This is a genomic window from Paenibacillus sp. TY11, from assembly GCF_059772165.1.
The window spans coordinates 90,461-115,665 of sequence record NZ_JCBAIQ010000016.1; the positions used below are offsets into that span (position 1 = coordinate 90,461).

At 46.1% G+C, this 25,205-nt stretch carries 23 protein-coding genes; all 23 read right to left on the minus strand.

Going from position 1 to position 25,205, the window contains the following annotated elements; translation table 11 throughout:
- Nucleotides 1-8 precede the first annotated feature (8 nt).
- Nucleotides 9-1,106 (minus strand): transcription termination factor NusA, encoded by a 1,098-nt coding sequence (nusA, locus tag AC6EJC_RS17910; protein ID WP_444955130.1) that lies wholly within the window; start codon nt 1,104-1,106, stop codon nt 9-11.
- Between the two features lie 102 nt (nt 1,107-1,208).
- Complete coding sequence (gene rimP / locus AC6EJC_RS17915; RefSeq protein ID WP_444955131.1) at nt 1,209-1,670, minus strand: ribosome maturation factor RimP; 462 nt, start codon at nt 1,668-1,670, stop codon at nt 1,209-1,211.
- Nucleotides 1,671-1,982: 312 nt separating this feature from the next.
- Nucleotides 1,983-6,299 (minus strand): PolC-type DNA polymerase III, encoded by a 4,317-nt coding sequence (locus tag AC6EJC_RS17920; protein ID WP_444955132.1) that lies wholly within the window; start codon nt 6,297-6,299, stop codon nt 1,983-1,985.
- 202 nt (nt 6,300-6,501) lie between these two features.
- Nucleotides 6,502-7,950: a proline--tRNA ligase gene (gene proS, locus AC6EJC_RS17925; protein ID WP_444955133.1), complete on the minus strand. Its 1,449-nt coding sequence runs from the start codon at nt 7,948-7,950 to the stop codon at nt 6,502-6,504.
- A 51-nt stretch (nt 7,951-8,001) separates the two neighbouring features.
- Nucleotides 8,002-9,273: an RIP metalloprotease RseP gene (rseP, locus tag AC6EJC_RS17930; RefSeq protein WP_444955134.1), complete on the minus strand. Its 1,272-nt coding sequence runs from the start codon at nt 9,271-9,273 to the stop codon at nt 8,002-8,004.
- A gap of 108 nt (nt 9,274-9,381) precedes the next feature.
- A complete protein-coding gene (locus tag AC6EJC_RS17935; RefSeq protein ID WP_444955135.1) occupies nt 9,382-10,521 on the minus strand; it encodes a 1-deoxy-D-xylulose-5-phosphate reductoisomerase in 1,140 nt (379 codons plus the stop codon).
- Nucleotides 10,522-10,671: 150 nt separating this feature from the next.
- Entirely contained in the window at nt 10,672-11,463 is a 792-nt protein-coding gene (locus tag AC6EJC_RS17940; protein WP_444955136.1) for a phosphatidate cytidylyltransferase, read from the minus strand.
- Between the two features lie 17 nt (nt 11,464-11,480).
- Nucleotides 11,481-12,248, minus strand: coding sequence for an undecaprenyl pyrophosphate synthase (uppS, locus tag AC6EJC_RS17945; RefSeq protein WP_444955137.1), 768 nt, complete (start codon nt 12,246-12,248; stop codon nt 11,481-11,483).
- Nucleotides 12,249-12,332: 84 nt separating this feature from the next.
- Nucleotides 12,333-12,887, minus strand: coding sequence for a ribosome recycling factor (frr, locus tag AC6EJC_RS17950; RefSeq protein WP_444955138.1), 555 nt, complete (start codon nt 12,885-12,887; stop codon nt 12,333-12,335).
- Nucleotides 12,887-13,615: a UMP kinase gene (gene pyrH / locus AC6EJC_RS17955; RefSeq protein WP_013309918.1), complete on the minus strand. Its 729-nt coding sequence runs from the start codon at nt 13,613-13,615 to the stop codon at nt 12,887-12,889. The genes frr and pyrH overlap by 1 nt, the downstream gene beginning before the upstream one ends.
- 120 nt (nt 13,616-13,735) lie before the next feature.
- Nucleotides 13,736-14,386: a translation elongation factor Ts gene (gene tsf, locus AC6EJC_RS17960; RefSeq protein ID WP_444955139.1), complete on the minus strand. Its 651-nt coding sequence runs from the start codon at nt 14,384-14,386 to the stop codon at nt 13,736-13,738.
- A 132-nt stretch (nt 14,387-14,518) separates the two neighbouring features.
- On the minus strand, nt 14,519-15,217 hold the full coding sequence (rpsB, locus tag AC6EJC_RS17965; RefSeq protein WP_013309916.1) for a 30S ribosomal protein S2: 699 nt from the start codon (nt 15,215-15,217) through the stop codon (nt 14,519-14,521).
- Nucleotides 15,218-15,472: 255 nt separating this feature from the next.
- Entirely contained in the window at nt 15,473-16,120 is a 648-nt protein-coding gene (locus AC6EJC_RS17970; protein WP_444955140.1) for an endolytic transglycosylase MltG, read from the minus strand.
- Nucleotides 16,117-16,743, minus strand: a complete 627-nt coding sequence (locus AC6EJC_RS17975; RefSeq protein ID WP_444955141.1) for a DUF6115 domain-containing protein — start codon at nt 16,741-16,743, stop codon at nt 16,117-16,119. Before AC6EJC_RS17975 ends, AC6EJC_RS17970 begins: the two co-directional genes overlap by 4 nt.
- Nucleotides 16,744-16,784: 41 nt before the next feature.
- On the minus strand, nt 16,785-17,105 hold the full coding sequence (locus AC6EJC_RS17980; protein ID WP_444955142.1) for a hypothetical protein: 321 nt from the start codon (nt 17,103-17,105) through the stop codon (nt 16,785-16,787).
- A gap of 79 nt (nt 17,106-17,184) precedes the next feature.
- Nucleotides 17,185-18,594: a flagellar assembly protein A gene (locus tag AC6EJC_RS17985; RefSeq protein WP_444955143.1), complete on the minus strand. Its 1,410-nt coding sequence runs from the start codon at nt 18,592-18,594 to the stop codon at nt 17,185-17,187.
- A gap of 44 nt (nt 18,595-18,638) precedes the next feature.
- Nucleotides 18,639-19,427 carry a FliA/WhiG family RNA polymerase sigma factor gene (locus AC6EJC_RS17990; RefSeq protein WP_013309911.1) on the minus strand — a complete coding sequence of 263 codons (789 nt, stop codon included), beginning with the start codon at nt 19,425-19,427 and terminating at the stop codon, nt 18,639-18,641.
- 14 nt (nt 19,428-19,441) lie between these two features.
- A complete protein-coding gene (locus AC6EJC_RS17995) occupies nt 19,442-19,855 on the minus strand; it encodes a hypothetical protein (protein WP_444955144.1) in 414 nt (137 codons plus the stop codon).
- A 2-nt stretch (nt 19,856-19,857) separates the two neighbouring features.
- Nucleotides 19,858-20,355 carry a chemotaxis protein CheD gene (locus tag AC6EJC_RS18000; RefSeq protein ID WP_010346358.1) on the minus strand — a complete coding sequence of 166 codons (498 nt, stop codon included), beginning with the start codon at nt 20,353-20,355 and terminating at the stop codon, nt 19,858-19,860.
- Nucleotides 20,348-20,974 carry a chemotaxis protein CheC gene (locus tag AC6EJC_RS18005; RefSeq protein ID WP_444955145.1) on the minus strand — a complete coding sequence of 209 codons (627 nt, stop codon included), beginning with the start codon at nt 20,972-20,974 and terminating at the stop codon, nt 20,348-20,350. The genes AC6EJC_RS18000 and AC6EJC_RS18005 overlap by 8 nt, the downstream gene beginning before the upstream one ends.
- A 3-nt stretch (nt 20,975-20,977) precedes the next feature.
- Nucleotides 20,978-21,439 (minus strand): chemotaxis protein CheW, encoded by a 462-nt coding sequence (locus AC6EJC_RS18010; protein WP_007430046.1) that lies wholly within the window; start codon nt 21,437-21,439, stop codon nt 20,978-20,980.
- A gap of 62 nt (nt 21,440-21,501) precedes the next feature.
- Nucleotides 21,502-23,598 (minus strand): chemotaxis protein CheW, encoded by a 2,097-nt coding sequence (locus tag AC6EJC_RS18015; protein WP_444955146.1) that lies wholly within the window; start codon nt 23,596-23,598, stop codon nt 21,502-21,504.
- 33 nt (nt 23,599-23,631) lie between these two features.
- Nucleotides 23,632-25,176 carry a chemotaxis-specific protein-glutamate methyltransferase CheB gene (gene cheB, locus AC6EJC_RS18020; RefSeq protein WP_444955178.1) on the minus strand — a complete coding sequence of 515 codons (1,545 nt, stop codon included), beginning with the start codon at nt 25,174-25,176 and terminating at the stop codon, nt 23,632-23,634.
- Nucleotides 25,177-25,205: the final 29 nt, after the last annotated feature.

Sequence of the window (25,205 nt, forward strand, 5' to 3'; positions counted from 1 at the left end):
CACCCCGCTTAATCTACAGAAACGGAATCCTGATGCATTTCATCGGTGGATGTTCTCGGTCTGCCGAGTTCTTCCTCCGCCTGTGTTTCACTCTTAATATCAATTTTCCAGCCAGTAAGCTTAGCAGCAAGACGAGCATTTTGCCCTTTGATACCAATAGCTAGAGAAAGCTGATAATCAGGCACAATAACACGCGCCATTTTCTCTTCTTCAAATACCTGAACTTCAAGCACCTTGGAAGGACTCAGCGCATTAGCCACGTACTCATCAACATTATCGGAATAGCGTACAATATCGATTTTTTCGCCACGCAGCTCGTTTACAATGGTCTGTACCCTTGTTCCTCTCGGCCCCACACAAGAGCCGACCGGATCAACCTCGTCGTTACGGGAATGAACCGCGATTTTAGAACGGAAGCCTGCTTCACGCGCTACGGAACGAATCTCTACAACACCGTCAAAAATTTCAGGCACTTCGAGTTCGAACAAACGCTTAAGCAGACCCGGATGTGATCGGGACAGCATAATTTGCGGTCCTTTGGTTGTGTTCTCTACCTTGGTAATATAAGCCTTAATCCGATCCAGATGACTGAATTTCTCATTAGGCATCAGTTCGCCCAACGGGAGAACCGCTTCCACCTTGCCAAGATCGATATAAATATTACGTGGGTCTTGGCGCTGTACAGTTCCTGTTACAATATCTTCTTCCTTGTCCACAAACTTGTTGTAGATCAGTCCCCGTTCCGCTTCGCGGATGCGCTGGGTTACGACCTGCTTCGCTGTTTGTGCAGCAATCCGTCCAAAATCACGTGGTGTGACTTCAATTTCAGCGATATCTTCCAACTGAAAATGCGGGTTAATCTCACGGGCCGCAGGCAACGAAATCTCGGTGCGAGGATCCAATACCTCCTCAACGATCAGCTTGCGGGCATATACCTTAATGACTCCCGAGTTGCGGTTCATATCAACACGCACGTTTTGTGCTGTGTTGAAATTCCGTTTGTAACTGGAAATCAAGGCTGCTTCAATGGCCTCAAACAGCACATCCTTGCTGATCCCCTTTTCTCTTTCCAACTCGTTCATTGCTTCAATAAAATCCATACTCATGGATTACTGCTCCCCCTTTCAAATGATGGCACCTGCGTACTGGTCGGCACACGAGGCAAAAAAACATGTAGTACATGTCAAACGGCAACAGTCAAATCTGAATTAAAATATGATCGCGAGCCTTGCACCAGCTACCTTGTCATAAGGTATAGCATGCTTCTTTTGTCCGCTTTGAACGGTGAGTTCCCCATCTTCAAAAGAAAGCAAACGACCTTCGAATTCCTTCAGGCCGTTGATCGGCTCGTATGTAGTAACGAATACGTTTTTGCCTACCGCTTTAGCAACGTCCTCCGCTTTTTTCAACGGTCTCTCGGCGCCTGGTGAAGACACTTCCAGAAAATATGCTGTAGAAACAGGGTCATTTTCATCCAACTTTTGACCCAGATATTCACTGATCATACTACAGTCGTCCAGATCAATTCCTCCGTCTTTGTCTACAAAAACGCGAAGAAACCAATTGCTGCCCTCTTTGACATACTCGACATCGACCAGTTCAAAACCATGCTCATCGAGGTAAGGTTGGGCCATTTCTTCTACTACTGATTTGATCTTTGGTGTGCTCAAAGATTATAACCTCCAAAAGTGAACTTTCCTGTGGTGAAAAAAAGACGCCCGATTGCCATGGACAATGCTTCTCCATCACCGGCATTTTCATTTTCATTTGATGTAATGTTCATTTCGGGCTCACTGCAAATAAACCGGCTTACCGGTTTCGTGCCCAAAAATAACCTTTTCACGTTGTAACTGTATATCAAACAGTAAAGAGTGGGTTTCCCCACTCTTTTAGCAACGGTTTTATCTCCATGATTACCAAAAAAATTATAACATAACCATAGTTATGTGACAAGTGCCAGAGCTTGACTACTGTGGTTCAGATTAAAACAGAGACAGCTGATTACTCTCTGGCAGACCTCGAAAGCACCCCATCTGGGACAACATTTCGACAATGGTTTTACTAGCCTTCGATTTTTGTTGAAAATCCTCGACAGACAAAAATTCACCCTGTTCACGGGAGGCTGCGATGTTACGTGCTGCATTGTCTCCAATTCCCTGAAGGGCTCCGAACGGCGGAATGAGTGAATCTCCGTCCACCTTGAAGCGTGTAGCTTCGGAACGGTACAAATCGATGGATTTAAAACTAAACCCGCGAGCCGTCATTTCCAGAGCCATTTCCAGGATCGGAAGCATCCCTTTTTCTTTGGGCGGTGCCTGAAACCCGAGCTGCTCGATTTCGACAATCTTCCGCGCGATTGCATCATATCCCTGGCAACACAGCTCAATATCAAAATCGGCTGCACGTACTGAAAAGTAAGTCGCATAATATTCAATCGGATAATACAGCTTAAAGAACGCTGTGCGCACTGCTGAAATAACATAGGCTGCAGCATGCGCCTTCGGAAACATGTACTGGATTTTCAGACAGGAATCAATGTACCACTGTGGCACCTTGCATTTTTTCATTTCCTCAATCCATTCGGCACTAAGCCCTTTACCTTTACGTACGCTCTCCGTAATTTTAAAGGCCAGTCCTGCGTCCATCCCCGCCTTGTAAATGAGAAACAGCATGATATCATCACGGCAACCAATTACGGTCTTGATGTTGCAGGTATTATTCTTAATCAGTTCCTGTGCATTCCCTAGCCATACGCCTGTGCCATGTGACAGTCCGGATATTTGCAGTAAATCTGCAAAAGAACTTGGCTGCGACTCTACTAGCATTTGGCGTACGAACTTCGTCCCCATCTCCGGTACACCATAGGTTGCAACAGGCGTTCGGATTTGCTGGGGTGTTACACCGAGCGCCTCCGTGGAGTTGAACATGCTCATCACCTTAGGATCATTCATTGGAATGGTCGTAGGATCGACACCGGTCAAATCCTGAAGCATTCTCATCATGGTCGGATCATCATGACCCAGAATATCGAGTTTGAGTAGATTCGCATCAAAAGCGTGATAATCAAAATGCGTTGTTTTCCATTCCGAGCTCGTATCATCGGCCGGGTACTGTACCGGCGTAATATCCTCGACCTCAATATAATCGGGAACAACGACAATTCCGCCTGGATGTTGCCCGGTACTGCGTTTTACCCCCGTACAGCCCGAAGCCAGCCTGTTCAGCTCAGCCCCACGCCATTTTTTATGATGAGCCTCTTCATATTTCTTCGCAAAGCCAAAGGCTGTTTTCTCGGCAACCGTACCGATAGTGCCTGCACGGAATACACTTTTTTCACCAAACAGCACTTTCGTGTAGTTATGTGCGACAGGCTGATATTCGCCAGAGAAGTTCAAGTCAATATCGGGAACTTTATCTCCTTTAAAGCCGAGAAACGTTTCAAATGGAATATCCTGTCCCTCACCCTTGAGCTTCCCACCGCAATTTGGACAGTTTTTGTCTGGCAAGTCGAATCCACTCGGCACACTGCCGTCCAAGATCCATTCACTATGTCTGCATTCAGGATTAACGCAAATATAATGGGCAGGCAGTGGATTAACCTCAGAAATACCGAGGAAAGTAGCGACCACAGAAGATCCAACAGAACCCCGTGAACCTACCAGGTATCCATCCTGATTAGACTTTTTAACCAGACGCTCGGAAATGAGATAGTTGGCAGAGAAACCGTATTTAATAATCGGCTCCAGCTCTTTTTCAAGACGGGCTACGACCACCTCGGGTAGTGGCTCACCATAAATGGATTGAGCCGTCTCATAGCATGTATTGCGTATTTCCTCGTCCGCCCCATCCAGCAGTGGCGTAAACAGCTTGTCTGGGAACAGCTCCAGCTCTTCAAACCGCTCCGCCAGCTCGCTGGTATTCGTCACAACGACTTCATAGGCTTTTTCCTCACCCAAAAACTCGAATTCTGCCAGCATTTCATCCGTTGTGCGCAGATGGGCATCTGGCTTACGGATATCTTTTAGCGGACTAAATCCCGTAATGCCGTGTATCGTAATATCACGGTACAGCTTATCGCGCGTTTCCAAATAGTGAACATTGCCTGTGGCAATTACGGGCTTATCCAGTCGCCGTCCAATTTCGCATACTTTGCGTATGGCCGTTTTCAGAGCATCAGGACCACTTACCAGTTGCTTTTCCACCAGATGCATATACATCGTCAAAGGTTGAATCTCCAACACATCATAAAACTGTGCAATTTCCTCGGCTTCTTCCTCGGACTTGTTCAACACAGCCTCGAAGAACTCTCCTTTTTCGCAGCCAGAAATAATAAGCAACCCGTCTCTCATTTCTGACAATTTTGATTTAGGAATACAAGGCACACGCTTGAAATATTCGGTATGAGACATCGAAACCAGCTTGTACAGATTTTTTTTACCAATCGGATTGAGAGCATAAATACAGCAGTGAAAAGGACGAACGGTCGATAAATCCTTACCTACATAATCATTCAGACGGTCAAGCATTTTTATACCCTTAATTTGTTCCGCATCATTCAGCAAGCCATATAGCACTTCAGTCAATGCGACCGTATCGTCAATGGCTCGGTGATGGCTTTCGAGTGCAACTTTATATTTGGCCGTCAGTGTATTCAGACGGTGATTTTTCATTGTTGGAAACAGTAAACGGGCCAGTTCCAATGTATCCAGTACCGGATTGGTCATTTCAGGCAAACCCATATTTCGAAGGGTGGCCTGGATAAAGCCGACATCAAATCGCGCATTATGGGCAACCAATACAGCATCGCCAGCAAAAGCTACAAACTCCTTCATAACAGGTTCTACATCCGGCGCATCCTTGACCATTTCATCGTTAATGTTGGTCAGTTGCTGGATATTGTATGGTATACGCTCATGCGGATTGACAAAGGTAGCATAACGATCAACTTCTTTGCCTTCATGCATTTTAACAGCCGCAATCTCAATAATTTTATTCTGTGTAACCGACAAACCGGTGGTTTCAATATCAAAAACGACATAAGTCGCTGTTTTCAAATTTAATGGCTGGGACTGCATTACAACCTCAACCGCATCATTAACCACATTAGCCTCAATACCGTAGATCATTTTAATTCCGTTTTTCTTTGCTGCTTTTGCTGCATCGGGATAGCATTGCACACCACCGTGATCGGTAACTGCAATTGCCTTGTGCCCCCATTTAGCAGCTGTTTTGACATATTGGTCGATGGAACTTACAGCATCCATTGCGCTCATCTTTGTGTGCAGATGGAACTCAACCCGTTTTTCCTCTGCATTATCCTTACGTGTGGGTGGAGCCTGTACTTCAACTAGATCGGAAGGAATCATAACCAGCTCGGGAATTTGCATAAAGCGATCATATTCAACTCGACCCCGCACTTTGACCCATTTCCCGTTAGCCAACAGACTGAGGATCTTCAGATCTTCTTTGGTTTTAGCAAACATTTTCATTTGCAGCGAATCACTAAAGTCTGTCAAATAATACGTAAACAACGTACTGCCATTGCGCAATTCTTTACTGTCCAAACCGAAGATTGTTCCTTGTAAGGTGACTTTCTTCTCTTCGTCCTGAATATCTTGCATCGGAACAGCCGGTTCTTTGATGTCATAACCAAATTGAAGCCGTACGTCTCCTTCTTCTTCATCCAAAGGCGGCATTTCAGATTCCATACTTTCCATCATCTGCTGAATAACTTCGCGTTCTTCCTGCATCTTTTTCTCTTGGAATTGCTGTAATGCCTCCTGGTTACTTTCACCCACCTGGACTTTAATGCGCATAGAGAGCCCAAAATATTTATCGTAAAATTTGATGATAGCTTGATCTATCTGCTTTTTACGCGCCAGTTCCAATGACATACTATCGCTCATCGTCAGTAATAATAGTCCGTCTTCCCACTCATGCACAGCCCGGTTCATCCAACCGTTAACAGATGGAATTTCACGATGCACCCACTCTAGAAAAAGCTTCCAGTATTCACCGATGATATCACCAGGTTGAACCTGCTCACTATACTGAAAACGGAACGTAATTTTTGCGATGTGACTCATTTTTTCCTGTACTTGAATACAGAACGTACGATACACCTGAGCGGGGACGAGTGTCTCCTTGGCAATGGTGATATTCCAATCCTTATTGGTACGGCTAATCTCCACCTGATCAATCCAACCGTCCAAAAAATAAGGTTCAACCACTCCCGCTGGCATCACAACCTGCTTCATCAGCAGTTCCAGCCGCTTTCTCTTTTCTTCAGCTCCGCCCATGGCTCTCCCCCCAATTTCAAATCTACCATTCTGAAAACATGAAAAGCTTCTGCGTCTAAAACATCTCCGACCGCAAAAGCTTTTCGTAGCCCTCTTCAATCCTCCTCACAACAACATAGATCCTTCGGAACATTGTCCCGTAACAGCTATCCTGTTGGCGAAGAGAATGAAGTGAGTATAATGGTGTTGCCCTACTTCTTTATTAGTACGCCCGCGCGAACACTACTGTATGCTTGGCTGGTTTGCCACAGCACAGACATGTGGTCTTTTGCTCGGTTGTTTTAAACGGTATGTTACGGCTTGTAGCGCCTGTCACTTCTTTAACTTTATCTTCACATTCTTCAGATCCACACCAACCTGCCAAAGTAAAGCCACGTTTTTCTTCCATAAGTGTCTTCATTTCATCCAGCGTATCGACGGAATAGAAGTTTTCTTCCATGAAACTCTTCGCACGATCAAACATTTCCTGCTGTACCTGTGCGAGCATCGCGTGGACTTCTTCAACCAGATTGTCTTGCTGTACAATTTTTTTCTCACCGCTGATACGGGATACGAGCACACAGACACCGTTTTCCATATCACGAGGTCCGATCTCCAGGCGAACCGGTACACCGCGCATTTCATATTCGTTAAATTTCCAGCCTGGACTCACATCGCTGCGGTCGTCCATTTTCACACGCACACCTGCTTGTTTCAACTCAGCAAACAGTTCATCTGCACGGGCGATAACTGCGTCACGCTTCTTAGGTGGTCCAATTGGAACCATAATAACCTGCGTAGGCGCAACTTTAGGAGGCAATGCCAGGCCACGGTCATCTCCATGGACCATAATCAGTGCACCGATCAAACGTGTACTTGTTCCCCAGGAAGTCGTATGCGCGAATTCCAGGTTGTTTTCACGGCTCAAATATTTAATGTCAAAGGCAACGGCAAAGTTAGTCCCCATATAGTGAGAAGTCCCGGCTTGTACCGCCCGTCCATCCTTCATCATCGCTTCCAGTGAAAATGTATCCTTCGCACCTGCAAATTTTTCAGAAGGTGTTTTTTGTCCAGTAATAACCGGAATAGCTAGAACTTCCTCGATGACCTCACGGTAAACTTCCAGCATTTTCATCGTTTCTTCGCGTGCTTCTTCTTCTGTTTCATGTGCTGTGTGACCTTCTTGCCACAAAAATTCACTTGTACGCAAGAAAGGCAGCGTGCGTTTTTCCCAACGCACCACGTTAGCCCATTGGTTAATAAGCACAGGCAGATCACGATAAGATTGAATCCATTTGGAGTACATATGACCAATCATGGTTTCCGAGGTTGGACGTATTGCAAGACGCTCTTCCAGTTTTTCCCCGCCAGCCTCGGTTACCCAAGGTAGCTCAGGATTAAAGCCTTCGACATGCTCTTTTTCCTTTTGAAAAAAGCTTTCGGGAATGAACATTGGAAAATAGGCATTACGGTGTCCCGTTTCTCTGAAACGCACGTCCATGGCTTCCTTGATATGCTCCCAAATTTCAAAACCATCGGGACGGAATACAATACACCCACGAACCGGGGAATAATCCATCAGTTCTGCTTTTTTAATAACATCAATATACCATCGGGAAAAATCTTCGCTCTGCGGCGTAATTTCCTCGACAAACTGTTTATCGTTCGACATAGAAATGCATGTCCTCCCATACAGACCGGTTTTATATAAGTCCGTCTCTAATTAACCATTAATTAAGCGTAAAATATCATTATACGTGACCGCAATCATAAGCAGGAATAGCATAGCAAAACCAACGAAATGGACCATTCCTTCCCTGCTCGGATCAACGGGACGTCCTCTTACCGCCTCCACACCAAGGAAAACAAGTCTGCTTCCATCCAGCGCCGGAATAGGCAATAGATTAAATATTCCCAGATAAAGACTCATTATAGCAGTCCAATACGTCAACTGCTCAATACCCTGCTTGGCAATTTGTCCCGTCACTTCAAAAGTACGTACCGGGCCTCCCAGGTCATTGATAGAAAAACGTTGAATGAGCTGGCTAAATCCTTGGAAAATAATATCGGTCGTTCTGACCATGGATTGTCCGGCAAATTTGAACGTTTCTCCCACACCTGCTTGGCGTTTTGGGAGTTCAGGTACAATGCCCACCTTGCCACCCTTTTGTCCTTCCATTGCACGAGGTGTAATAGTAAGATCAAAGGTCTTATTATCACGGCGAACCGTCCACTTCATCGGCTTGTCTTGAGAATCCGCAATCAGTTTGATCATGTTTTCAACATTCGAACCAATGGCAATTCCATTCACCGATTCGATGATATCTCCCTTATGCAAATCAGCTTCAGCAGCAGGCATACCTGCTGTAATTTCACTAATTTGGACATAAGTCGGGTTGTCCACTTGTATGCCGACCATCTGGATATGCAGACCAAACAGAATAAAGGCAAGAATAAAATTCATCAGTGGTCCAGCAAAAATAGCCATCGCACGCTGTCCTACTGTTTTACTCCCATACTGTCGATCCTTTGGTGCAATTTGAATGGATTGTCCTTTGGTTACCATCATCGCTTGCGGGTGTACAGTGTATTGCTGATCTTCGCCATCCACATCCAATTTTACAGTTAGCGCCTGCTCCAGATCAATATCCAACACTTCGCCGCGCACTACATTCTTGCGGTTATCCAGTTGGTCCAGATAAATGGTTTTAACGACGCCATCCGTTACGCGTACAGCAATCGTTTGTCCGGTCTCAATTTCATTGACCTCCGGATCCTCTCCCGCCATGCGGGCAAAACCACCGAACGGCAACAAACGCAGCGTAAATCGCGTCTCGTTTCTTTTATAAGAAAACAGTTTCGGACCGAAACCGATCGCAAACTCCCGTACCAGAATCCCGGCGCGTTTGGCAAAATAATAATGCCCCCATTCATGCACCGTCACTATGACGAAAAACATGAGCACCGTCATCAACACTATTTGAATCGTTTCCAATCGTTTCCGTTCCCCTTTCAATGAGATCGAGTTTGTCTTCCTAGATTATCATTATTCTCCGACCCCGCACAAGAGAATCACATTTCGTTTCTTGACCCCAACATTAGCCTACAACCCCGCAGCTATGCTACGAGTCTCTCGGTCACAGGCTTCAATCGCAGACAGATCGGGATCAGCCACATTGATATGTCGCTCCAGCACATGTTCAATGATCGCTTCAATATGCAGAAAAGAAATTTCTCCACGCAGGAAACGAGCAACAGCAATCTCATTAGCTGCATTAAATGCGGTCGGTGCTGTACCACCCATTTTACCACATTCGAAGGCAAGCCTTAAACAAGGAAAACGATTAAAATCCATTTCCTTAAAATGGAGTCTGCCCACCTCAGCAAGTGACAGCGGCTTCGCTGGGGATTTCATCCGCTCAGGGTAAGTCAATGCATATTGAATGGGTACTCTCATATCCGGGTTCCCAAGTTGAGCAACAATGCTTGTATCCTGAAACTCAACATAGGAATGAATAATGCTTTCTGGATGAAGCAACACATGAATCTGCTCATAGTCAAGTCCAAACAGCCAATGCGCCTCAATGACTTCCAGCCCTTTGTTTACCATCGTTGCTGAATCAATCGTAATTTTAGCCCCCATTGACCAATTAGGATGCTTGAGTGCATCTTCCACGGTAACTTCCCGCAGCTGTTCTCTTGTCAAATCTCGAAAAGAACCGCCTGATGCTGTGAGGGTAATATGTGCCACATCTTTCATACGCTCACCATTCAAGCATTGGAAAATAGCTGAATGTTCACTGTCAATCGGCAGCAACGGCACTCCTTTCGCCCGAGCCCGCGCTGTGACCAGGTGACCAGCAGTAACCAGTGTTTCCTTATTGGCCAAACCGATCTGTTTTCCAGCCTCAATCGCGGCTAGCGTGGAGTGCAATCCGACACTGCCCATTACAGCCGTCACAACCATATCCGCCTCAGTATTCGCAGCCAGCTCAACGAGTCCTTCATTTCCCCAATGCAGTTCCATTCCAGAAGGTAGTAAAGGACGAATTTCATCTGCCAGCTGTCGAGTACCGACAGACACTTTTTGGGGTTGATAGAGATGCGCCTGCTCAGCAAGTAACTTTATATTAGAACCACCCGCTAAAGCCTCAACAGTAAACTGATCCGGGTGCATGGACACCACATCCAGCGTTTGGGTTCCAATAGATCCGGTTGAACCAAGTACCGTAATTCTTTTCATGATGCACCTTCCTATCCTGAAAATCACTATTATCAGGAGCTCATTGTTTGTTGTTCAGGCAGCTATGCTACTAGTTTCATCCTTTTTAATGGCACAGTGTGAGCAGCATAGAGATTAATCCTGATCATAAACTGTATCACCAGGCAAAATTCATGGAAGCAGCATCAGCATATGGACAAATGGAAAAACGACAATCCAGCTGTCGCAGCGGTCTAGGATACCACCGTGCCCTGGCAGCAGATTACCGGAATCTTTAATGCCGTACACTCGTTTGTATGCAGATTGTACCAAATCGCCCAGTTGCCCTACAACCGCACATGACAAACCGATACCGAAGGCTTTGCCCCATGGCAGCAGTCCTCCTGACAATCCAGCGAACACCAGAGCTATAACCAGCGCTAAAATAATTCCGCCAATGGATCCTTCGACCGTTTTGTTTGGACTGATCGCAGGCCATAGCTTCGTCTTTCCTGCCATTTTGCCTACAAAATATGCTCCTGCATCACTTGCCCAAATACAAGCCAATAACAAAAAAGTCCATAAAAGTCCATGTTCCATATGACGTGATTCAGCAATATACGAAAATCCAAATCCTATATAAACGGTACCAAGAAATAGTATGGCTACCGTTTGAATCGGTATTTTATTTTTCGTTCCTACCGTGATGATCATAAAAGCTATCATTACCAGCCAAAGCATACTGGCAAAGGGTAATGGTGAGTGCAAACCCAAAGGTTGATACGGGAATACAAAAGCTAATATGCTTACGTAGCCAAGTATTGCTGTACCTCCAAAAGGAGGTACCTGCGTCATTCGTGAGAACTCATAAAATCCGATTAGGGCCATCACCAATATAAGCAAATGGTAGGCCAAGCCGCCCCACAGGACCATCGCCAAAAAGAATATGCCTGCCAGAATACCGGTAATTAATCTCTGTCTCAACGGCTTTCATCCTCCATTTACTTCAGTCCGCCATACCGTCGTGATCTTTGCTGATATTCGATCACCGCTTCGTATAAGTGTTCTTTCTTAAACTCAGGCCAATAAATATCAGTAAACCACAACTCACTGTAGGCAAGCTGCCAGAGCATAAAATTACTGAGTCTAAGCTCCCCGCTTGTTCGAATCAATAAATCAGGGTCTGGCATACCACTAGAAAGCAACGTGTTTCCGATCAGCTCAGATGTTATATCTTCCGTTTTAAGCTTTCCAGCCTCAATTTGACGGCCTAATGTTTGCATGCATTCTGTGATTTCCAACCGACTGCCATAATTTAATGCAAAATTAAGAACAAGTCCGGTATTATTTTCAGTTCGCCGAGTCGCTTCAGTCAGCGCTTCAACGGTATGAGAAGGTAAATGCTCCTTGTTCCCCATCATACGCACCTGCACATTTTTTTCAATCAGCTCATCTAGCTCAATTGCCAAAAATTCTTGCGGCAACCGCATTAGAAAATCAACTTCGTCCTTTGGACGCGTCCAATTTTCAGTTGAAAAAGCAAACAAAGTCAAATACTTAATGCCCAGTTCATCCGCCGCAATTGCTGTGCGTTTCACTGCCTTCATTCCATTTTGATGCCCTACAATCCGCGGCATTCCAATCCGTTTGGCCCATCTGCCGTTCCCATCCATGATGACAGCAACATGCTGCGGAATATTGTCTTTTGAAATGGCCGGTGTTTGCTGTTTTTGTTCCCCGTTCCACCAAGACCGAACCCGTTTGATCATTCCAGTTCCTCCAGCATTCTCTGAAAATGTGCCTCAGGCTTGAAAAGAGACAAACCCCACCATAAGGGAGGGGCTGCCAATCTTTTAAACTTCCATAATTTCTTTTTCTTTTGCAGCTAAAACTTTATCTACTTCAGCGATAAATTTATCAGTCGTTTTCTGGATATCTTCCTGATGTTTACGAGATTCGTCCTCGGAAATATCACTTTTTTCCATTTTTTTGATATCATCATTTGCATCACGACGAATGTTACGAATAGCGATCTTCGCTTCTTCACCGTTCTTTTTCGTCAGCTTCACCAAGTCAGTTCTGCGCTCTTCCGTCAAAGCTGGAATGCTCAGACGAATGGTGTTACCATCATTTGAAGGCGTCAAACCTAAATCGGATTTTTGGATAGCGCGCTCGATATCGGCCAAGGAAGATTTGTCCCAAGGCTGAATCATCAAGGTCCGACTGTCAGGTGTATTGACATTCGCCAACTGATTGACTGGAGTCATTGCTCCATAATACTCAACCTGCACACGGTCCAGTAAAGCTGGTGTTGCCCGTCCTGCACGCAAAGATGCAAGATCACGTTGCAATGCCTGGATTGCTTTTTGCATGCGCTCTTCAGCACTCTTTTTCACAGATTGTGGCATTAATTTACACTCCCTTTGACGATCGTACCAATTTTTTCACCCAGCACGACACGTTTAATGTTACCTTGCTCTGTAATAGCAAAGACAATCAACGGAATATTGTTATCCATGCACAGCGAGGAAGCTGTAGAATCCATGACACCGAGATTTTTGTTGAGCACATCCAAATACGTAAGCTGCTCATATTTCTCGGCTGTGCTATCTTTAAACGGATCAGCGGAATATACGCCATCCACTTTATTTTTAGCCATCAGAATCACTTCTGCTTCAATCTCAGCAGCTCGCAAAGCAGCCGTAGTATCAGTCGAGAAGAATGGATTCCCTGTACCTGCCGCAAAAATAACAACCCGACCTTTTTCCAGATGGCGGATAGCTCTACGGCGGATGTAAGGTTCTGCAATCTGTTGCATCGCGATAGATGTTTGCACACGCGTAGGCACTTCAATTTGTTCCAAAGCATCCTGTAAGGCCAGTGAGTTCATCACCGTTGCCAGCATCCCCATGTAATCTGCCGTTGCCCGGTCAATTCCGTTGGCACTTCCAGCAATACCACGCCAGATATTACCGCCTCCGCACACGATAGCAACTTCTACTCCCAGTTCCACCACGTCCTTGACTTGCTCAGCAATCGACGCAATCGTATCCGCGTCAATACCGTAACCGTTAGGACCTGACAGCGACTCTCCACTAACTTTCAGGACAACACGCTTAAACACAGGTTTTTCCAAATGATCACCCTCCAATATCATTTATACTTTATGTAACAGGATAGGTGTCCTGTTGCAAGAAAAGGAACACTGATGTGTTCCATTCCCGTTTTTTCATATGCAATTACCGTTCGTTGGTAATTATTGTTTCACTTGAGACATAACTTCTTCGTAGAAGTTGTCTTCTTTTTTCTCCAGACCTTCACCCAGTTCAAAACGAACAAAGCGACGCAGGGAGATGTTTTCGCCAATTGTACTGATTTTTTCGTTGATAAGCGTAGAGATCGTTTTGTCCGGATCTTTGATGAAAGATTGTTCCAACAAGCAGAACTCTTCATAGAACTTACCGATGCGGCCTTCAACCATTTTTTCAACGATTTTTTCTGGTTTACCTTCGTTCAACGCTTGTGCTTTCAGGATTTCTTTTTCTTTTTCGAGCTCTTCCTGTGGCACTTCTTCACGACGAACATAACGAGGGTTCGATGCAGCGATATGCATTGCGATGTCGCGTACAAAATCTCTGAACTGGTCTGTTTTAGCTACGAAGTCTGTTTCGCAGTTCACTTCTACCAGTACGCCGATACGGCCGCCAGCATGAATGTAGGATTCAACAACGCCTTCAGTAGCAATACGACCTGCTTTGTTGGCTGCAGCCGCAAGTCCTTTTTCACGCAGAACTTCAACCGCTTTTGTCAAATCACCGTTTGCTTCTTCAAGCGCTTTTTTACAATCCAGCATTCCTGCGCCTGTTTTTTCACGAAGCTCTTTTACTGCGCTAGCATTAACTGCCATATTATTTCCCTCCAAATTTGATTTTCAATTGGTATATCGTGCTTTATTCCTTAAAAAAAGGGTAGTGAGAGGTTATACACCTGCCAACCACCCTTTTCATTTAATTCATATAGGTAATTCCTAATGGAAATATTACGCTGTAGTTTCTTCGCCTTGGTTTGCTTCCATAACTGCATCAGCCATTTTACCTGTCAGCAATTTAACAGCGCGGATCGCGTCGTCATTACCTGGGATAACATAGTCGATTTCATCTGGATCGCAGTTTGTATCAACGATACCTACGATTGGGATACCCAATTTACGAGCTTCAGCAACCGCGATACGTTCTTTGCGTGGATCAATAATGAACAGAGCACTTGGAAGGCCCTTCATATTTTTGATACCGCCCAAGAATTTCTCAAGACGATCTTTTTCTTTGCGAAGAATGATAACTTCTTTTTTAGGAAGAACAGCGAATGTACCGTCTTCTTCCCAAGCTTCCAGTTGTTTCAAGCGATCAATACGTTTTTGAATCGTTTGGAAGTTAGTCAGCGTACCACCCAACCAACGTTGGTTAATGTAGAATTGACCAGCGCGTGCTGCTTCTTCTTTAACGGAATCTTGTGCTTGTTTCTTCGTGCCTACGAACAGAATTGTACCATTCTCAGCTGCAATGCTTTTTACGAAGTTGTAAGCTTCCTCAACCTTTTTCACTGTCTTTTGCAAGTCAATGATGTAAATACCGTTTCTTTCAGTGAAGATATAACGATCCATTTTCGGGTTCCAGCGACGTGTTTGGTGACCAAAGTGAACCCCAGCTTCCAAAAGCTGTTTCATGGAGATTACTGCCATCTTCACGCACCTCCTAAGTTTGGTTTTTTTGTGTGTCCTCCGCCGACATCATTTTTCATAAAGACTTTCCATTGGAAAGCACCCTTTATAAAATTAACCGACGTGCGTTTTTAACACCGTCAATTAATATACCATAACGCTTGCATCGTTGCAACCAACTTTTCGACAATAGTTGGATCAACGTAAAATGTGACGTTTTACACCTTCCATCGAACTTGTTAGGAAAAAATAAAAATCGTCCACTTCCCGGTCTGGTCAGTTGGACGGCTTCTTCGTAATTTTAGTAATGATAGAACTGAAATCCTCACCTTTAGCAAACTGATAGGTACCGGTACGAATTTTGGTATTGATTTTTTGAGCCTTAGCTGCAGCCTCAAATGCACTAGCATCCGATACGACGCCCACCCGCTGCAACCCTGATGCCACACTTCTCAAGTTGCTTCCGGATGCAATGCTATATTGCACTTGTGGGGTGGCAGGCTGCTTAGGGATAACCGGAGTGGTTGTAGTATCAGATCCTTGAGTTTGCGGCTTATTCGGACTTTGTGGTACGGATGCGCTGGTCGAAGGTTTAGAAGCAGCCGAGGATGTGCTGTTTGCAGGTACCTTTGGTGTTGATGGCGTTTGCGCCGGTTTAGCCTTTTGGGGTGCAACCGGAGTTTTGTTGCCTTCCTTGATCACCTTGTTACGCCATTCCTCTTCTGTCATTTTCGGATCAGCACTGTCACTGATCTCAAGATTTAATTTGGCTGCTGCCTTTACTAATTGCTCACGCGTCATGTTGTTCGGGTCTGTTGAGGATTGCTGAGATTGTCCCTGACCGATTATTGCCAATTGCAGCAGCAGTGCCCCCGTTATAAGACCAGTACCCATGCCTAACATAAATGAACGGTTTTTGATCACGTCACATCCTCCCGTTCCGCGAGTTGCAATATGAGCTGTACTTCGCCACGCTGGATGCCTGATTGCTTGGCTATATAATCCACGGACTTGCCCTGCTCATGCAGCGCGAACAACTCTTGATAACGATCACGGATGGACTCTGGTTCCTGCTCAGTTTCAGGCTCTTGCAATGCCGTCCGCTCCTCCACAGTTACGTGGGGAGCTTCAGAATACCCTTCCTGTACAGACATTCCGGGTTGCGAACCGTGAAATTGACCGCATGCGGCCGCTACCTGATGAGGAATACCTGTATAGTGCATTTCCTTAGATATAGACTCCGTTTGCATAGAGACAGTAGCAAGCACAGCCTGGCGCTCAAGCTCCACGATACGGTTCCGAAGCTCAGCTACTTGCTCCTGTAATGCTGCCTGCTTAACCACGTGCTCCTGCTTCATACCAGATACAAGCTCAATCAGCTCGTCATTGTCATTTTCAATATCGGCCATATATTGCTCCAATGTGGCCTCGACCTTTTGGACGACGGCCTCTTCTGTTCCCCGGCCTGGCTGACGCTTAGGCAGAAGCCAGGCGTAGACAACAGCTGCGGTGCCCAGCAGAACAATATAAATCCATGGTTGATCCACTGCCCATCGTCTCCTTTAATAACGCTTCTCCACCTGTCGGATCAGAGCGAAAAATCAATATGGTGTCCCTTGTACGGATGCTCTGCCGGATGCTCCCTAGGCAGCTCAGTCTCGCCTGACCGGGAGCGGCTCTGCTGGGAAGTATCTCTGCTCTGCTCTCCTGTTTGCCGCTCACCGACGAATGTTTCCGCAGACTGATCTACGGCACTGCTTCGCTGACGCATGTTTTCCGTCTCCAGCACGGTCTTTTGTCCAAGCAATGCCTGGTCATTCATTGGCCGCTGCTGGGACTCACTTTGGTATTTCCCTGCTTCACTAGTGCGAGGTACAGCAATTTGCAATTCAACAGCCTTCAAGCTCATTGGAACACACCCTTTCCGATTGGGCATCCGTATCTGTCTTCCGAGGAATACAATGTTGAATTATTATCAGTGTGCCGAATTACACGAAGGAGGACATGCTGATGTCTCCCTCATGATAATAAAACGCTATTCTTTCCACTGAATCTTTAATAAATTTTGTATATCTGCCGATAACTATTTTAGAGCCACCGTAAATCACATTTTTTACTTCTACACGTGCGCGGCTCGTATCTTCTAATGTTCGTTCAATTTCAAGCATTCTGGACTTGGTTTCCAAAAGCTCCTGTTCATTAGATTTTTTAGTAGATGTCAACTTGATTCGCATAGCCATTCTTTCAGGTGCAAGCTGTCCGGCGGCAGCAAGCTGATCCAATATGGTAAGGGCCTTATTCGTTTTATCCTGGCTGTCTATCTGTTGCTTCAAACGTGCGCGGAGTTCTGTCAGTTCATCGCGCAGTTCGGGAAGCACACCCACTTCGATAATGGTAACTGTGGACATCGTATTACCGATGGTACGAGCCACTACCTTTTGACCAGCTTGTACACTGCCACCCACGATGAGCCCTTTTGTCCCCTCGCAGAGTACATTCTTACTCGCTTTGATCTGGGAATGCATGATGCTCTGGGATACAAGTATATCGCTTCCCGCGATCACGTTACCATCTTGTATGAATGAGCATTTCACATTTTGTGCAGCTTTCACGAATCCCTTATGGTATCCGATAATACCGCCACTGATTTCCACTGAACCTTCCGCCTCAATTTCAGCGCCTTCCACACCGCCGATGACACGAATGTCGCCAGCCGCCCGAACGCGAAAACCTGTCAAGACATTCCCACGAATGACGACGGTTCCAACAAAATCAATGTTACCGACACTATAATCGACGTCCCCGTTCACTTCATATACGGGAAATACATTAAGTTTGCCCTTTTCAGTCGTAGTCACCAAGCCGTCAATAGCCGCATACATCGCAACGCCTTCCGGATGGATCACTACATTTTTTCCAACTTTAAAACGCGCCTCTTTACCTGGAAGAAAAGGAATCTCTTCTCCGGTTACAGCAATACCCGGTACACCCGGCAGAGGATCAACCCGTTCGGCAATCAGTTGTCCACGTTTTACATTCCTTAAACGAGTTAATTCTTTATAATCCACCCGTCCATCCACGGTTTCAAGCGGTTTATGTGCATCTTCGCCGGTCACAATATCAGCCAGATTAATTTTTCCGTCTGTGCCATGGATCGGCTGCTTTCCTTGAGCAATCAGTAATTTTCCAAAGAAATGATCTTCCGGACTTGCCGCAAATGTGCGAATTGCATCGGTAATTAAGCCGTAGGATATTTTTTGGTTGCTTAGAAAACGCTCTAATTCTTCCACAGAACAGGCAAAGCCTTCTTCACGTTTGGCAAACTCCAAGTAGGCGGTTTGTTTGTCAGGTGAGACAACCACTTTTAAAAACTGGTCCAAAGCATATTGCTTCTCCACAAGGGTGCTCCTTCCGTCTAACTGTTACTGTAACCTCCCGTACGTTAATCTTTACGCATTAGCAAATCCCGTTGTTTGTCCAATGTCGCTCTTAGACGTAATATTGCTTTGGAATGCAACTGTGAAATTCGCGAAGGAGAAAGCGACATGACCTCAGCAATTTCGCTGAGTGACAAATCCTCGTAATACAATAAAGAAACAACGATACGCTCTTTTTCAGTCAATTTATCAATGCCTTGTGCAAGGGCATCACGAAGTGTAAATTCATTGACCTTATGATCTGGATTTTTCGCCTTCTCGTCCACTAAAAGGGAAAGCCGTGTTTCCGACTCTTCTTCGCGGATCGGGTCCTCCAGTGAGACAATCGACATAACGGCGACCTCCTGGATCATATTTTGAAACTCTTTTTCGGAGACGTCCAAATAATGGCTCATCTCTTCGTCGCTTACCGTGCGTAAATATCTTTGTTCCAAATGCTGGTAGGCATCCTCGATTTTCTTCGCTTTTTCCCTAACTGAACGAGGAACCCAGTCCCCTTGACGAAGACCATCCAAAATCGCTCCGCGAACACGCCAAGAAGCATAAGTCTCAAACTGTAAACCACGCTCATAGTCAAACTTCTCTAAAGCATCAATCAAACCCATAACGCCGTTACTCGCCAGATCATCCTTGGATACATTTTTAGGTAAGCCTACTGCAAGACGGCCCGACACATACTCCACAATATGGAGATACTTTTCAATTAACTGTTTTTTTGCTTCCTTGTCACCGTGTTCTTTCCATTGCTCCCATAGTTCGGAATGGTTTAAATGAGCGGCTTTTCGCTCGTTCATCGGCTTCACCCTCCTTATTTGTCTGTCAGGTGACGAACGGCCTTGGCCAATTCTTCAGGGTCCTTATTGGAAACCAGCTTAGGTGGGTTTAAAGGTGCGAAACCATTATTCCCCTCGTCCGTCTGCTCTGGTTTCGGTTTCAGCAATTCATTTAGGTTTTCATTTTCGTCTGGTGTCGTCAGGTCCAGATTCCCCCCTACGCCATCTACCTGAGAGCTTGCCCGGCTTTGGGCATTCCCCAGATCTGGCCGCGCCACAACACCAAGTGTCCAGCGCAGCACAAATGCAAGTAGGAACCAAAAAACGAAGGCGATCAAGCCACGAATTAAGCTCGTGGTCAGCAGATTGCTGCCAACGGACAACACAAAAGTCAGAATATATCCGACTACTCCAGACCAAAGATTAATGCGTAAGCTGCCAAATAACATGTTTATAATTCCTTTACACCTTTTTGTACGCTTCGAATATTCAAAACGCCAGTTTCAGAGTCCAACTCAATCGTTCGTCCATAATTGCCACCCGTATCCTCTGCAATCAAAGGAATGCCGAGATCTACGAGCATTTCCTTGCATGATTCTACATTGCGCGGACCAATCCGCATGGTGTCTCCACTACCAGCAAAGGCGAACATTTGCGCCCCCCCTGCCATTTTGGCAATCAGTCTTCGTCGTTCAGCACCCAATTTCAACATCCGCTCAAATAACTCCGGCAACGCCGTATCGGCGTATTTGGCAATATTCAGTTGCCCTTCACGTGCAATATCCGAGGAGGGTAGCATCACATGTGCCATGCCTGCCAGTTTCAAATGAGGATCGTAGAGGGTCAATCCGACGCAAGAGCCAAGTCCTGTCGTGCGAATCGAGTTCGGGTTGCTGGTAACATTTAAGTCTGCCATGCCGACTTTAATGATGCTTTTATCCTCAATCATCGTTCATCGGGACTCCTAACGACCTAAAGATTTTCCCGAACGATTCTGGATCAGGAATCAGGAAAAATTGACCCTCAATCTGATTCTGCCCTTCCAGAAACGATGTGTCAATCAATAAAGCAGCATCCCCCATCTGCCCAAACTGCAGCAGTCCGTAGCTGAGAATTGCTCCCGCCATGTCCAAAGCTAGCGCAGGGACCGTCGGATACATGGATAAACGTGTGAAATCCGCCAGCGAAGACAGGTATGAGCCTGCTAAAATGTTTCCGATCTCCGACAGGGCTGAATGCTCCATTTCGTTAAAGCTGTCCTCGTCATCCGAAGGGATACTCGCCAAACGGGAAAGTAAGCCTTTTGCCGCCTGAGGCTGTAATATGAAGAATAGATTGCCGGGGGCTTCCCCTTCGACCCTAAAAAATATTGCAACAACAAGTTGTTCATTTCCGCCGACTTTCTCGGCAATTTCCTCAAAGGGCAGCATTTGTACTTTGGGAACACCCATATCGACCGGTTTATTGAGAAGCCGGGAGAGCGCTGTAGCAGCGTTCCCCGAGCCGATGTTGCCGACTTCTTTCAAAACATCCAACTTGAAGTCTTCGAGATTTTCAAGATTCTCCATATGTTAATCCTCTAAGCCTTCCAGTTGGTTCATTTCGCTACGATTCAGGACTTCGGACAAGTTCAGCATAATCAACAGGCGCTCTTCACCAATTTTAGCAACTCCGCGAAGGTATTTAGCCTTAACTCCGCCAATCACTTCCGGTGGTGTCTCAATGTTGTCTGTATTCAGGTCAATAACGTCATTCGCTGAATCAACGATAAAGCCTACTTGCATCTCGCCCACTGCAACGATAATGATTCGGGTTTGATCGGTATATTCAGCTTCAGGCAATCCAAAACGGCCACGAAGATCAATAACCGGAATGACTACGCCTCTCATGTTGAATACGCCTTTAACAAAATCGTAGGTTCTTGGAACCCGTGTAATCGGCACCATGCGTTCAATAGATTGGACTTTTTCTACTTCAACACCGTATTCCTCTTCACCAAGCTTAAATACGATAACTTTAATTTCTTCTCCCATGTCTAAAAACCCTCCTTATTGATGTCAGCAACTTCACATTTCTTTCATTTCTAATGAAGACATTATTTAATGAAAACATTCGGGTCAATGATCAAAGCAACCTGACCGTCACCCAGAATCGTGGCGCCTGAAATTCCTTGGATGTTTGGAAGGTACTTGCCCAGATTTTTAAGGACAATTTCACTTTGTCCCAAAAAGTCTTGTACGGAAAGAGCTGCCAGACGGTCTCCCTTGCGGATGACCACGACCTCTGTCTCTTCTTCTTCATCTTCATTGAAGTCCGGTACCTCAAACAGCTGACTCAAGGAGATAAGCGGGATATGAGAATCGCGGAAAGCAATCATTTTATTGCCATGTACAGAACGGATTTGCGTCCGTTTGACGATCGCAGTCTCCACAATCGAGGTCAATGGAATCGCATATTTTTCAGAACCGATCTGTATCATCATGGCTGCAATAATGGATAGGGTCAGCGGCAATTGTACAGAGAAATTAGTGCCTTGGCCCAATGTAGAGTGAACCGTAACATTGCCACCCAAAGCGGTAATTTTGGATTTAACAACATCCAAACCGACACCGCGTCCTGATACGTCTGAAATGACCGCAGCTGTACTAAAGCCCGGAGCGAACAATACCTGATAGGCCTCCTCGTCGGTCATAACGGCTGCCTGCTCTGCTGTCAAAATCCCTTTGGAAATAGCACTGTTTAGTACCTTCTCGCGGTTAATGCCATTCCCGTCATCTTCAATCTCGATAAATACGTTATTTCCGCTATGGAAAGCACGCAAGTGAACCGTTCCTGTCTCTGGTTTGCCAGCTGCAATCCGGTCAGCTACCGACTCGATGCCATGATCCACGGAGTTACGAAGCAAATGCACCAGAGGATCGCCAATTTCGTCGACAACAGTGCGGTCCATTTCAGTCTCTGCTCCAGTGATAACCAAATCCAGTTTTTTATCCAGCGATTTGGCCAGGTCGCGCACCATACGCGGGAAACGGTTGAAAACAGTATCTACTGGTACCATTCGCAATTTAAGAACGACGTTTTGCAAATCGCTGCTCACACGACTCATGTGCTCTACCGTTTCTGTCAGTGCAGGGTTGGAAGCCTCACTTGCCAACTGCTCTAACCGCACACGATCAATGAGCAACTCACTAAATAAATTCATAAGTACATCCAGACGTTCAATATCTACGCGAATAGTACGGTTATGCGTAGGCGCAGCTGCCTTGGCTGCTGGCGCTTTACCTGCAGCTGGCTTAGCGACAGAGGCCGCAGTTGGAGGCTGCGGCTGGGATGGAGCGGATGGTTGCACGGCAACAGGTGCTTCCTGTACCGCAGCAGTTTCAGCCAGTCCGGCAGTAACCTCGCTCATTTGTTTAAGCGATTCCTGATCCAGTTGTACCACTGAGACAGTGTCAATTTCAGAGATACCCGAGATTTCCTTTTCCAGCTCCCCAACTTCTTTCTGCGTTATGTAATATAACGAGAAGCTTTGTTCGAATTTCTCCTGCTCGATATCCTGTACGGATGGATAGGCCTTGACGATTTCACCAGAGTTTTCCAGTGTGTTAAATACCATAAAGGCGCGTGCCGCCTTCAGCTGGCTCTCTGAGCTGATTGTTACCTGTATATAGTGAACACGATGTCCTTCGGAAATAGATTGCTCCAATACAGAATACTGGAATTGATCCAAAACAAGCCCCGCACTATCGTTTTTGTCCACTTTTTTAGATGGAGACTCCTCAGTGACAGCATTCGTGCCGGACTTTTGGAAATCCCCGCTCACGATGGATTGCAGTGAAGATACAATAGAGGAGACATCCGCTTTTCCATCGCCTCCCTCTGTAATGTGCTGCACCATGGACTCCAAAGCATCCAATCCTTTAAATAAGGTGTCGAATATAAATTCATGCATCGCCAGCTTGTTGTTACGTACCAGATCAAGAACGTTTTCCATTTGGTGAGTGAGCGATGCCAGGTCTTCAAACCCCATCGTAGCAGCCATTCCTTTGAGGGTATGGGCAGAACGGAAAATCACCTGAACGATGCCTAGATCGGTTGGGTTGCTTTCCAGTTGAAGCATATTTTCGTTAAGAGATTGCAGATGATCATTCGACTCATCAATAAACATGTTTAAATATTGGTTCATGTCCATTGTGAGACACCTCCTCCATGAGTTACACTCCGATTATTTCACAACTTGTACAAGCTTGGGGGCGATCTCCTGCATTGGCAGAAGGTGACGCACACATTTTAACTCTACTGCTGAGCGGGGCATTCCGTACACTACACAAGTTTCCTCATTTTCAGCAAATGTGGATTGTACCCCAGCATCATAAAGCTTTTTCATCATTTTGGCCCCGTCGCTTCCCATTCCAGTAAGCAATACTAGATGCCGTTCCAGCGAGGTTAACGAGAGCAACGATTCGAACATCGTATCCACAGAAGGACGGTGACCATTGCGGGCTTCCTCCATCTTCAGCGACACGGTGTATTTACCACCAGCTCCTGGCACAATTCTTAGCTGGTAACCTCCTGGAGCGATGTAGGCCGTTCCGGTCTCCAGCGTCATCCCCTGCTCAGCCTCCACAACTCGGAGTGGACTCAACGTATTCAGACGTTGTGCCAACGAACGAGTAAAGTTGGGCGGCATATGCTGAACGATAACGATTGGAGCAGGAAAATCCCCAGGAATGCGCTCCAACAGCGTCTTGAGCGCCCGCGGGCCGCCTGTAGAACATCCGACCGCCACCAGTTTTCGAAAACTGGACGTGTGTACACCTTTTTTAAGAGACAATCCTTTAGGTTCGGCCGGAACTGTAGGTGCCGTTACTGGAGGCGCAGCAGCCGCAGGAGTGGAAGAAGCAGATGGAATTACCGTCTTCCGAGGCTCCGGCTTAACCAGCCCTGCTTTATCCTTACCGTGCAGCGATTTGCCAGTGGCCGTATCAGAACTGTTCAGTTGCCCCGGCGTTCGTCCCGTACCCTTAGACAAGTCTTCCTTCTTCTGTGCAGTAGGTGCTTGCACTGGCTTGCTTGGCTGAGCAGCTGGCTGGTCTATACGACCACCCGTAGCTGATGTTCCTGACTGCTGTCGTTTAGTTTCCTGCTTGGCTGCTGCCGGGACGGACTTGCCAGCATCTCGTTTCGGCTGAGCTGATACAGCAGGTGGAGGAGCAAGCGGAACAACAGGAGTCTTGTCTGTCGAAGCTTGACTTCCCGCTCGTTTCTCAATCACAGCCTGTCCTGGAGGCTTTTCCAGCGGTGTTTTTTTCGCTTGTTCCAATGCAACTTTGCGCTCATTAGCTTCCTTACGCTCCAGGCGGCTGCGCACTGCTTGCATAGCAGTATGCATCTGTTCCAGCAGTGCCTTGCTCACCTGTTTAATATCTTGCGCATGAGCAATGGAAGGCTTTCTTATAAAATCGAAAGCTCCTGCCTCCAGAGCCATGATGGTCTCCTTCATCCCTTGTTCATTAATGCCTGACAGCATAATGACAGGTAGCGGATGGGCTGCCATAATCAATGGCAATGCTTCAAGGCCATTCATTTCAGGCATCTCGACATCCATGGTGACCAAATCGGGCTGCAATTCCTTCACTTTCTCTACAGCCTCTCTGCCATTGGCGGCTGTACCTACGATGTTGAACGACTCATCCCTTACAATTAAATCTGTAATAATTTTGCGCATAAAGGCCGAATCATCTACAACCAGCACCCGGTAAGCACACATGTTAAACACCTCTGTTTCCTCTCATCAAA

What these genes read in the sequence shown, in the direction of transcription:
- AC6EJC_RS18015 (WP_444955146.1), bottom strand. Translation starts at nt 23,598, where the DNA reads ATGGACATGAACCAATATTTAAACATGTTTATTGATGAGTCGAATGAT.
- proS (WP_444955133.1), bottom strand. Translation starts at nt 7,950, where the DNA reads ATGTCGAACGATAAACAGTTTGTCGAGGAAATTACGCCGCAGAGCGAA.
- AC6EJC_RS18010 (WP_007430046.1), bottom strand. Translation starts at nt 21,439, where the DNA reads ATGGGAGAAGAAATTAAAGTTATCGTATTTAAGCTTGGTGAAGAGGAA.
- frr (WP_444955138.1), bottom strand. Translation starts at nt 12,887, where the DNA reads ATGCCACAATCTGTGAAAAAGAGTGCTGAAGAGCGCATGCAAAAAGCA.
- AC6EJC_RS17995 (WP_444955144.1), bottom strand. Translation starts at nt 19,855, where the DNA reads ATGTTATTTGGCAGCTTACGCATTAATCTTTGGTCTGGAGTAGTCGGA.
- AC6EJC_RS18000 (WP_010346358.1), bottom strand. Translation starts at nt 20,355, where the DNA reads ATGATTGAGGATAAAAGCATCATTAAAGTCGGCATGGCAGACTTAAAT.
- AC6EJC_RS17920 (WP_444955132.1), bottom strand. Translation starts at nt 6,299, where the DNA reads ATGGGCGGAGCTGAAGAAAAGAGAAAGCGGCTGGAACTGCTGATGAAG.
- AC6EJC_RS17980 (WP_444955142.1), bottom strand. Translation starts at nt 17,105, where the DNA reads ATGAGCTTGAAGGCTGTTGAATTGCAAATTGCTGTACCTCGCACTAGT.
- AC6EJC_RS17990 (WP_013309911.1), bottom strand. Translation starts at nt 19,427, where the DNA reads ATGAACGAGCGAAAAGCCGCTCATTTAAACCATTCCGAACTATGGGAG.
- AC6EJC_RS18005 (WP_444955145.1), bottom strand. Translation starts at nt 20,974, where the DNA reads ATGGAGAATCTTGAAAATCTCGAAGACTTCAAGTTGGATGTTTTGAAA.
- uppS (WP_444955137.1), bottom strand. Translation starts at nt 12,248, where the DNA reads ATGATCAAACGGGTTCGGTCTTGGTGGAACGGGGAACAAAAACAGCAA.
- rpsB (WP_013309916.1), bottom strand. Translation starts at nt 15,217, where the DNA reads ATGGCAGTAATCTCCATGAAACAGCTTTTGGAAGCTGGGGTTCACTTT.
- cheB (WP_444955178.1), bottom strand. Translation starts at nt 25,176, where the DNA reads ATGTGTGCTTACCGGGTGCTGGTTGTAGATGATTCGGCCTTTATGCGC.
- tsf (WP_444955139.1), bottom strand. Translation starts at nt 14,386, where the DNA reads ATGGCAGTTAATGCTAGCGCAGTAAAAGAGCTTCGTGAAAAAACAGGC.
- AC6EJC_RS17935 (WP_444955135.1), bottom strand. Translation starts at nt 10,521, where the DNA reads ATGAAAAGAATTACGGTACTTGGTTCAACCGGATCTATTGGAACCCAA.
- nusA (WP_444955130.1), bottom strand. Translation starts at nt 1,106, where the DNA reads ATGAGTATGGATTTTATTGAAGCAATGAACGAGTTGGAAAGAGAAAAG.